Source organism: Candidatus Burkholderia verschuerenii, assembly GCF_001189365.1.
GTDB classification, from domain to species: domain Bacteria; phylum Pseudomonadota; class Gammaproteobacteria; order Burkholderiales; family Burkholderiaceae; genus Caballeronia; species Caballeronia verschuerenii.
In genome coordinates, this window is record NZ_LFJJ01000046.1 from 22,992 (window position 1) to 31,853 (window position 8,862).

Below are 8,862 nucleotides of genomic sequence, written 5' to 3' on the forward strand. Positions count from 1 at the left end.
TCGATAGCGGAGACGAATGCCGTCGCGGCTTCGTCGAGCCATCGAACGAGTTCGCCGGCGCGCCGGCACGATCAATCGTCAGGAGGAGTACAGCATGAGCATTCAGACCGTCGGCATTATCGGCGCGGGCACGATGGGCAACGGCATCGCGCAGGTCGCGGCCATCGCGGGCCTCAAGGTCATCATGATCGACGTCAACGACGCCGCGCTCGCCAAGGGCGTCGCCACGCTGACCGGCAGCCTCGAGCGCCTCGTCGCGAAGGAAAAGCTGCAGGCATCCGACCGCGATGCGGCCATCGCGCGCATCGAAACCTCGACCGATTACGCCAAACTCGCCGCCGCCGATATCGTGATCGAAGCGGCCACGGAAAACGTCGATCTGAAGCATCGCATCCTCAAGCAGATCGAAGCCGCCGCGCGGCCCGATGCGATCATCGCGTCGAACACGTCGTCGATCTCGATCACCGCGCTCGCCGCGACGCTCGGCACGCCGGAGCGCTTTATCGGCATGCACTTCTTCAATCCGGTGCCGCTCCTGCAACTGGTCGAAGTGATTCGCGGCATCCAGACCAGCGACGCCACCTTCGACGCCGTGCGCGCGCTCACCGAAAAGCTCGACAAATCGCCGATCGGCGCGTGCGCAATTCGCCGGGCTTCGTCGTCAACCGCATTCTGGTGCCGATGATCAACGAAGCCTTCTACGTGCTGTACGAAGGCGTCGCGAGCGCGGAAGAAATCGACGCGGGCATGAAGCTCGGCGCGAATCATCCGATCGGACCGCTCGCGCTGGCGGATCTGATCGGCATCGACGTGTGCCTGTCGGTGATGGACGTGTTGCTCAAGGACTTCGGCGATTCGAAATACCGCGCCTGCCCGCTGATGCGCGAACTCGTCGCCGCCGGACGCCTCGGCCGCAAAACCAGGCACGGCGTGTACAAGTACGACTAAAAATGCCTTAGGATCGACTCCCTCTGATTCGTTCGATGGAGTCGCACATGTTGTCGGAGGATGAACTCGCGCTGCTCGACGCGATCCGCAGGACCGGCAGTCTGTCGCGCGCGGCGGCGCGGCTCGGCAAAGCGCCGTCGACGGTATCGCACGCGGCGCGTCAGCTGGAGACGCGTTTCGATGCGCTGCTGTTCGATCGGCGGCGTTATCGGCTGCACCTGACGCCGGCCGGCCATCTGCTCGCCGACGAAGCCGCGCGTCTGATGCTCGACGTCGATCGCCTCACGCAGCGCGTGAAGCAGATCGCGAGCGGCTGGGAAGACCGGCTGTGGATCGTGTGCGATGAAATCCTCGAATTCGAGACTTTCCTGCCCGTCGTGCAGGCTTTCGATGCGCTCGATTCCGGCGTCACGCTGCGCATCACGCACGAAGTGCTGAGCGGCACCTGGGAAGCGCTGCGCGATGGCCGCGCCGATCTGATCGTCGGCGCGACCAACGAGCCGCCGGCGATTCCCGGCCTGCGATGGTTCGAACTCGGCGTGATGGAATGGGTGTTCGCGGTGGCGGCGCGGCATCCGCTGGCGGCGTCGGATCGGCCGCTCAGGCGCGAGGATATCGCGGCGCATCGCGCGGTGGTGGTGGCGGATTCGTCGCGCGCATCGGGCGGACGCGCGTACGGCGTGCTCGGCGGACAACGCGCGCTCGCGGTGCCCAGCATGCGCGCGAAGATTCTGGCGCAGCGGCAAGGGCTCGGCATCGGCTGGCTGCCCCGGCATCGCGTGGCGACGCTGCTGGCGCGCGGCGATCTCGTCGAAAAACCGACCGCCGATCCGCGCGAGCCCAACACGCTCTACGTCGCCTGGCGCGGCGATCTCGAAGGCCGCGCGCTGCAATGGTGGATCGACCAGTTCCGGCAGCCGCGTCTGGCGCAACGGCTGGTCGACGGACTCGACGCATCGTAAAAACTCGTTACAAATTCCGCCGCCTCCCGCCGACGAATTTCCCGCCGATGCGACGTTCAAGCTGATGTCGCAACCTTCATCGACGGGAAAACAACATGAAGACAGCACGCTCTCCGCATCCGGCGACGACCTTGCGCCGAGCGCTCCGTTCCGCCGCCTTCGCGGCACTGCTCGCGCCGCTGGGCGCGGGTTCCATCGCCTTGTTCCATAGCAGCGCCGCCGAGGCGCAGACCGTGATCATCGCGCCGAACGCGCCGCCGCCGCGCGTCGAACCGCCGCCTCCGCCGCGCGCGGATTCGGTGTGGGATCCGGGCCACTGGCGCTGGGCGGGCGGCCAGTATGTGTGGGCGCCGGGTCACTGGCGTCCGGTGCGCGCGGGCTATCACTGAGTGCCGGGCCATTGGGTCGCGCGCGGGCCGAACTGGCGCTGGGTCGGCGGGCACTGGGCCTGAGCGACGCCTTCCGGCCGAATCGGCAGGCCGGCGCGATCGCCGTGATTGAAGCGGCGGTCGCGCATTCACAATCGAGTCGAGGTCATTCATCATGCTAAAGACGATCCTCGCGCTGGCGCTGGTCGCGGCGACGCTGGCAGGCTGCGTCGTGTATCCGGCGCATCCGGCGTATTACCGCGGACCGGTCGTCTATCGGGGCTGATTCACGATGGCGACATCGCCCAGACCGGCACGAGCCGCTGCATCAGACGAGCGCAACGAGACCTTACAAGACCTTGAACGAAGAAGATCCGGATACCGCGCTCCTTGCCCGCGTCGGCAATCGGGAACCGGGAGCGGTACGCGAAATCGTCGCGCTCGCGGCGCGCATGCTGGGCGACCGTGACGAGGCCGACGACATGGCTCAGGAAGCGTTTCTTCGCATCTGGAAGATTGCCCCGCGCTGGCGGCGCGGCGAGGCGCGTTTCGATACCTGGCTGCATCGCGTGACGCTCAATCTCTGCTACGACCGGCTGCGCAAGACGCGCGAAAGCGCGCTCGGCGACGATCTGCCCGAAGAAGCCGATAGCGCGACTTTGCCCGACGAACGGCTGGAACGCGCCGGCACGAGCGACCGCATCGCGCGGGCGCTGGAGCGTCTGCCCGCGCGCCAGCGCGAAGCGCTCGTGCTTCAGTACTATCAGGACCTGCCGAACACCGAAGCCGCCGCGCTGATGGGCGTGAGCGTCGACGCGCTCGAAAGCCTGCTGGCCCGCGCGCGCCGCAATCTGAAATCCGCCCTCGCCGATCTGGCCGATCCCGACGACGCCTCCAATGAAAGCCCATGACACCCGATCGATTCCGCCGTCTCACCGAGGCTTACGGGGCGTCGCCCGAACGCTGGCCGATCGCGGAGCGCGACGCGGCGCAGGCCTTGCTCGATGCGCGCGATCCGCAAGCCCTCGCGGCACTCGCCGACGCCCGCGCGCTCGACGGCCTGCTCGACGCCCACGCCGTCGCCGCGCCCGGCGATGCGCTCGCGTGACGCATCATCGCGTCCGCGCTACGGCGCGCGCCGTTCTGGCGTCGTCCGCGCATCTGGTTTTCGGGCGTGGGTTTCGTCGGCGCGGGCGCGGCGGGTATCGCGGCGGGCGCGCTGGTCGTGTCGCTGCTCGCGCCCGCGCAGGCGCCGCAGGCCGTGCACGGCTGGGTCGATCAATCGTATTCGGGATCGGCATTCGGCGGCGCGCCGGATGACTGGAGCGATCAATGAGTCCGCGTTTTCTCAAGACACTCGTCGCGGTGTCGCTCGTGCTCAACGTGTTTCTGATCGGTTCGATCGTCGTCGGCGCGTATCGCGTGTCGGGATTGTTCGCGCATCAGCGGGCCAACGCGGAGCAGCAGCGCGGCATCCGCTTCGCCGCGTCCGATCTGTCCGCCGAGCGTCAGCAGCAATTGCGCGACGCCCTGCGCGCCACGCGCCGCGAAAGCTTGCCGCTGGTCCGCCAATCGCGCGATGCGCGCATCGATCTCGCGCATGTGCTCGCCGCGCCGACGCTCGATCGCGCCGCGCTCGACGATGCCCTCGCCCGCGCGCGTCAGGCGGATGTCGCGGTGCGCGCGCGTCGAAGGCGCGGTCGCGGATTTCGCGGCGACGCTCACGCCCGACGAGCGCCTGAAGCTGGTCGGCGCGATGGAGCGTTTCGGTCCGCTGCGCGCGGTGCCGCCGAAGGAGCGCCCGGACCGGCAGGAGTAACGCGCGCGCGTCTCAAGCCGTCCGGACGATCTGCCGTAATACGCCGTTACGACTCTCTCGCCCTTCGAGCGACGGATTCGCCCGCTTCGGCGCGTTCAACGAAGCATCGAGACAAGCCAACCGGAGCCCAGCATGGCCATCGCGCCGCAGTTGTCACCCGCCGCCATCGCGGTGAATCGCTTCGGGCTCGGCGCGCGTCCGGGCGACACGCTTCCCGCCGATCCGCGCGCGTGGCTCATCGAACAGGCCCAGCCGCAAACCAGCACGTATCAGCCGATGCCGCCCGCGCTCGCGAATCAGCCGTCGAGCACGACGCTCGCCGCGCAGTTCGCCGAACGCCAGCGCGCGCTGCGCGATGCCAAGGGCAGCGACGGCGACGACAAGTCCGACAAGGCCGCGATCCGCAAGCAATACGCGCAGGCAATCCGCGACGACTACCGCAACGCGGTCGATGCGCGCGTCACCAGCGCGCTGACCGCGAACGCGCCCTTCGTCGAGCGATTGGTGCATTTCTGGGCCAATCACTTCGCGGTATCGATCGAAAAGCCGCCGGTCGCGATGCTCGCCGGTTCCTTCGAAAACGAAGCGATTCGCCCGCATGTGCTGGGCCGTTTCGAGGACATGCTGATCGCCGCCGAACAGCATCCGGCGATGCAGATCTTTCTCGATCAGCCGCGCTCGGTCGGACCCGACAGTCCCGCCGCCGAATGCGCCGCGATGCGCGATCCCGAGCACAAGCGCGGTCTCAACGAAAACCTCGCGCGCGAGATCATGGAACTGCATACGCTCGGCGTGCGCAGCGGTTACTCGCAGACCGACGTCACCGAATTCGCACGCGCGCTGACCGGCTGGAGTCTCGTCGCGATGACCGATAACGCAAGGAATCCAAACGAAACGGCGCTGCCCGGCCAGTTCGTGTTCCGCGCGCGCGTGCACGAGCCGGGCGTGCGCACGATCATGGGCCGCCAGTATGCGCAGGATGGCGTCGCGCAGCCGCTGGCCGTGCTGCACGATCTGGCGGCATCGCGCGCGACGACGCGGCATATCGGCGAAAAGCTGGCGCGTCACTTCGTCGCCGACAATCCGCCGCCCACGCTCGTCGAACGGCTCGCGGGCGTGTTCAACGCGACGCAGGGCGATCTGCCGAGCGTGTATCGCGCACTGATCGAATCGCCGGAAGCGTGGGCGAGCGCGCCCGCCAAATTCAAGACGCCGTGGGAATGGACGATTTCCTCGCTGCGCGGACTCGGACGCACCGATCTGCACGGCGTGCAGGCCGCGCCGATTCTCACGCAACTCGGTCAGCAGACCTGGAAACCCGGCTCGCCCGCCGGTTTCGACGATATCGCCGCAAGCTGGGCCGCGCCCGATGCGCTGGTGCGTCGCGTCGAACTGGCGCAGCGTTTCGCCGCGCGCACCGGCGACAAGCTCGATGCCCGCGCGCTCGGTCCGCAGTTGCTGCCCGGTTCATTGTCCGATGCCACGGCGAGCGCCGTATCGCGTGCCGAAAGCGCGCAGACCGCGATCGCGCTGCTGCTCGTTTCGCCCGACTTTCTGAGGAGATGACACCATGATCACGCGTCCGATTCCTATGGTGTGCCAGCGCGAGCGCGAGCGCGGGCGCGATGCTGATCGCGCCGCAACTCGTGCTGGCGTCGGCCGAAACCGACAAGCGTTTCGTCTTCGTGATCCAGCGCGGCGCCGCCGATGGCCTGAATATCGTCGTGCCGTACGGCGATCCGGCCTACGCGTCCTTGCGCGGCGGGCTCGCGATCGATACCTCGAACGCGACCAAACTCGACGGCATGTTCGCGCTGCATCCGTCGCTGGTGCAGACGGCGCAGATGTATCGCGACCGGCAGGCGCTGTTCGTGCACGCAGTGGCGTCGCCGTATCGCGAGCGCTCGCATTTCGACAGGCAGAACGTGCTCGAAACCGGCGGCACCGCGCCGTATCAGATGAAGGACGGCTGGCTCAATCGCTTGCTGTCGATGCTGCCCGCGCCGCGCGCCGCGCGCCGACGCCATCGCGTTCGCGCCGACCGTGCCGCTCGCGTTGCGCGGGCGCGCGGAAGTCACGTCGTATGCGCCGTCGTCCTTGCCGCAAGCGCCCGACGATCTGATCACGCGCGTCTCGCAGCTCTATGCGGGCGATGCGCAGTTGCATCCGCTCTGGGATGCGGCGATGCAGGCGCGCGGCCTCGCCGCCGATGCGGGCGCGCGTCAGGATCCGGCCAGCCTCGGCAAGCTCGCGGCGAATTTTCTGAGCAAGCCGGACGGCCCGCGTATCGCGATGATCGAAACCGGCGGCTGGGATACGCACAGTGCGCAGAATCCGCGTCTGGCAGGCCAATTGAAAGCGCTCGACACGATGATCGCCGCCTTGCGCGATGGCCTCGGCACGCAATGGGCCAACACGACGGTGATCGTCGCGACGGAGTTCGGGCGCACGGCGGCCGCGAATGGCACGGGCGGCACGGATCACGGCACGGGATCGGCGGCGATGGTGTTCGGCGGCGCGGTAGCGGGCGGTCGCGTGATCGCCGACTGGCCGGGTTTGTCGAACGGCGCGCTGTATCAGTCGCGCGATCTGAAGCCGACGACCGGGCTCGATGCGGTCATCGCAAGCGCGGCGGGCGAGACGTTCGGAATCGATCCGCGCCGCGTGGGCACGACGCTGTTTCCGCAAGCCGGCACGCGAATACTCGGTCAGCGCTTATTGCAGACCTAAGAGAAAAGCGAAGGCAGCGACAGCAAGAAACACACGACCAGCCACACCGCGTACACGGACCACACGCGTACGCGTTTTGCGTGCCAACGTTCAGACGTAAGTTGCGCTTTCATGTCGATACCTCCGTGTTTTGCGCGTCGGTTCGTTTCCGTTTTCAGCATAAGCGATTTATCCCGCTCGCATCGGACAACGATGCGAGCGTCATATATCAGCGTCGCCATCCAAACCGCTGTTCGACCTCAGCAAAATTTTTAGTAGTATGGATCGCATAGCCGGTATGATGCCGGCCCGGTCCATCGTCGGTCTTGCCTGCGCGGCCACTTTCGCTTATCGCTTTCGTGTCGCTTGCATTCGAATCGCCAGCAGATTCGCAAACGCATTCGCCAGCGCCCAACCCTTCCCCGATTCGACGCTCATGTCCACCACGCCCAACGGCCAACCGAACCCGAATCCGCGCCCGCCGGTCGATATCGCGCGGATCCTGCTGGTCATCACGATTCTGGCGGGACTCACCATCGGCAGCCTGTACGTACTGCGCCCCTTTCTGCCGGGACTGATCTGGGCGACCACGATCGTCGTCGCCACCTGGCCGCTGATGCTCGGCGTGCAACGGCGTTGCGGCAATCGCCGCTGGCTCGCGACCACGGTGATGCTGCTCGGGCTACTGATCGTCATCGTGCTGCCGCTGTACGAAGCCATTTCCACGCTGGCTTTGCACGGCGGCGAAATCATGTCGGCGATCAAAAGTCTGCCGACCTACGCATTGCCGCCGCCGCCCGGCTGGATTCACGATATCCCCGTGATCGGCCAGCGCGCCGCGGTCGAATGGCAATCGCTCTCCGATGCCGGTCCCGGCGGCCTGCTCGCCAAGCTCGAACCTTACGTGACCATCGCGGCGCGCTGGATGCTGTCGCACGCGGCCGTCGTCGGCGTGTTCGTGATGCATATGTTCATCACGATCATCATCTCCGGCATTCTCTACATGCGCGGCGAGACGGCTGGCCGGTACGTGACGCGCTTTGCCACGCGCATCGCCGCGCAACGCGGCGCGGAAGCGATCAAGCTGGCGGGGCTCGCGATTCGCGCGGTGGCGCTGGGCATCGTCGTGACGGCGGTGACGCAATCGGCGCTGGGCGGCATCGGCTTGCTGATCGCGGGCGTGCCGGCGGCGGGCGTGATCACCGCCGTCATGCTGATGTTCTGCCTCGCGCAGATCGGCCCGCTGCTGCCGCTGCTTGGCAGCGTCGCGTGGCTGTTCTGGCACGGCTCGACCGTCGCGGCGGGCCTGATGCTGGTCTGGTCGATCATGATCGCGATGCTCGACAACTTCCTGCGGCCCATGCTGATCCAGCGCGGCGTCAATCTGTCGATGCTGCTGATTCTCTCCGGCGTGCTCGGCGGCATGTTCGCGTTCGGCATCGTCGGCCTGTTTATCGGCCCGGTGATTCTCGCGGTGACATCGGCCATTCTCAATGCGTGGATCAACGAGCAGCCGCCGCTGCCGCAAGTCGAGGCGATGAGCGCAAAGGACGTCGCGGAAGGCACGGATCGCGCGCATTTAGCAAAATAGTGTTCATCGCCGGGCGATTTAATACGGATTATTCTGATTGAATTTATTCAATTCAAAGCGTCGCAATAGGAAATCGCTTAAATCGCGCTTTAATACTCTGACGAATATAAGATTTTAAAACTTATAACTCAAAGTTTTACCGTTATTCCAGCGCATTTATTCCGCTACAATGCAGTCCTTTGATATTTGCCCTGCACGGGGCGTAGGGGAATGACCATGTCTGTGCGCGACGTGGAGACTATCGACTACATCGGTGTGAATATCCTGTTCAGGAAAGTCTACGTCGGCATATTCGACGAACTCGACTGGCAGGATGAAGCGAAACATCAGGAACTACTGAGTCGGGCCTGCAAAATTGAATTTGCCGGAATGGACCCGACGACGCAGTCTGGTGCAGACGTAAACGCACATCTCAGCCAGGTCTGCAGCGCACGAGTAGAGGTTGAGGCATGACGTTGAGCTGAA

At 65.9% G+C, this 8,862-nt stretch carries 8 protein-coding genes and 4 pseudogenes; all 12 read left to right on the forward strand.

Annotated elements, in window-relative coordinates:
• The first annotated feature begins 94 nt into the window (after positions 1–94).
• The 12 genes and pseudogenes from BVER_RS11060 to BVER_RS11105 all read left to right on the forward strand — a co-directional run bounded on the left by BVER_RS11060 (position 95) and on the right by BVER_RS11105 (position 8,850).
• Positions 95–948, forward strand: a pseudogene (locus BVER_RS11060) (3-hydroxybutyryl-CoA dehydrogenase).
• Positions 949–995: 47 nt separating this feature from the next.
• Positions 996–1,910 (forward strand): LysR family transcriptional regulator, encoded by a 915-nt coding sequence (locus BVER_RS11065; RefSeq protein WP_050453354.1) that lies wholly within the window; start codon positions 996–998, stop codon positions 1,908–1,910.
• Positions 1,911–2,005: 95 nt separating this feature from the next.
• Positions 2,006–2,362 (forward strand): annotated as a pseudogene (locus BVER_RS11070) (YXWGXW repeat-containing protein).
• 275 nt (positions 2,363–2,637) lie between these two features.
• On the forward strand, positions 2,638–3,189 hold the full coding sequence (locus BVER_RS11075) for an RNA polymerase sigma factor (RefSeq protein ID WP_050453348.1): 552 nt from the start codon (positions 2,638–2,640) through the stop codon (positions 3,187–3,189).
• Positions 3,186–3,386, forward strand: coding sequence for a hypothetical protein (locus BVER_RS33630; protein ID WP_157056008.1), 201 nt, complete (start codon positions 3,186–3,188; stop codon positions 3,384–3,386). The genes BVER_RS11075 and BVER_RS33630 overlap by 4 nt, the downstream gene beginning before the upstream one ends.
• Positions 3,387–3,452: 66 nt before the next feature.
• The gene (locus BVER_RS33635; protein WP_157056009.1) at positions 3,453–3,614 is read left to right on the forward strand and encodes a hypothetical protein; all 162 of its coding nucleotides are present in this window, start codon (positions 3,453–3,455) and stop codon (positions 3,612–3,614) included.
• Positions 3,611–3,916: pseudogene (locus tag BVER_RS33640) on the forward strand (periplasmic heavy metal sensor); the annotation flags it as partial. The gene BVER_RS33635 and the pseudogene BVER_RS33640, both read left to right, overlap by 4 nt.
• A complete protein-coding gene (locus BVER_RS33645) occupies positions 3,879–4,097 on the forward strand; it encodes a hypothetical protein (RefSeq protein ID WP_232316490.1) in 219 nt (72 codons plus the stop codon). The pseudogene BVER_RS33640 and the gene BVER_RS33645, both read left to right, overlap by 38 nt.
• A gap of 132 nt (positions 4,098–4,229) precedes the next feature.
• A complete protein-coding gene (locus tag BVER_RS11090; RefSeq protein WP_050453349.1) occupies positions 4,230–5,663 on the forward strand; it encodes a DUF1800 domain-containing protein in 1,434 nt (477 codons plus the stop codon).
• A gap of 59 nt (positions 5,664–5,722) precedes the next feature.
• Positions 5,723–6,827 (forward strand): annotated as a pseudogene (locus BVER_RS11095) (DUF1501 domain-containing protein).
• A gap of 415 nt (positions 6,828–7,242) precedes the next feature.
• The gene (gene ydiK / locus BVER_RS11100) at positions 7,243–8,397 is read left to right on the forward strand and encodes an AI-2E family transporter YdiK (RefSeq protein ID WP_083452142.1); all 1,155 of its coding nucleotides are present in this window, start codon (positions 7,243–7,245) and stop codon (positions 8,395–8,397) included.
• A 216-nt stretch (positions 8,398–8,613) separates the two neighbouring features.
• Positions 8,614–8,850, forward strand: a complete 237-nt coding sequence (locus BVER_RS11105; protein WP_157056010.1) for a hypothetical protein — start codon at positions 8,614–8,616, stop codon at positions 8,848–8,850.
• The last annotated feature ends 12 nt before the right edge of the window (positions 8,851–8,862 follow it).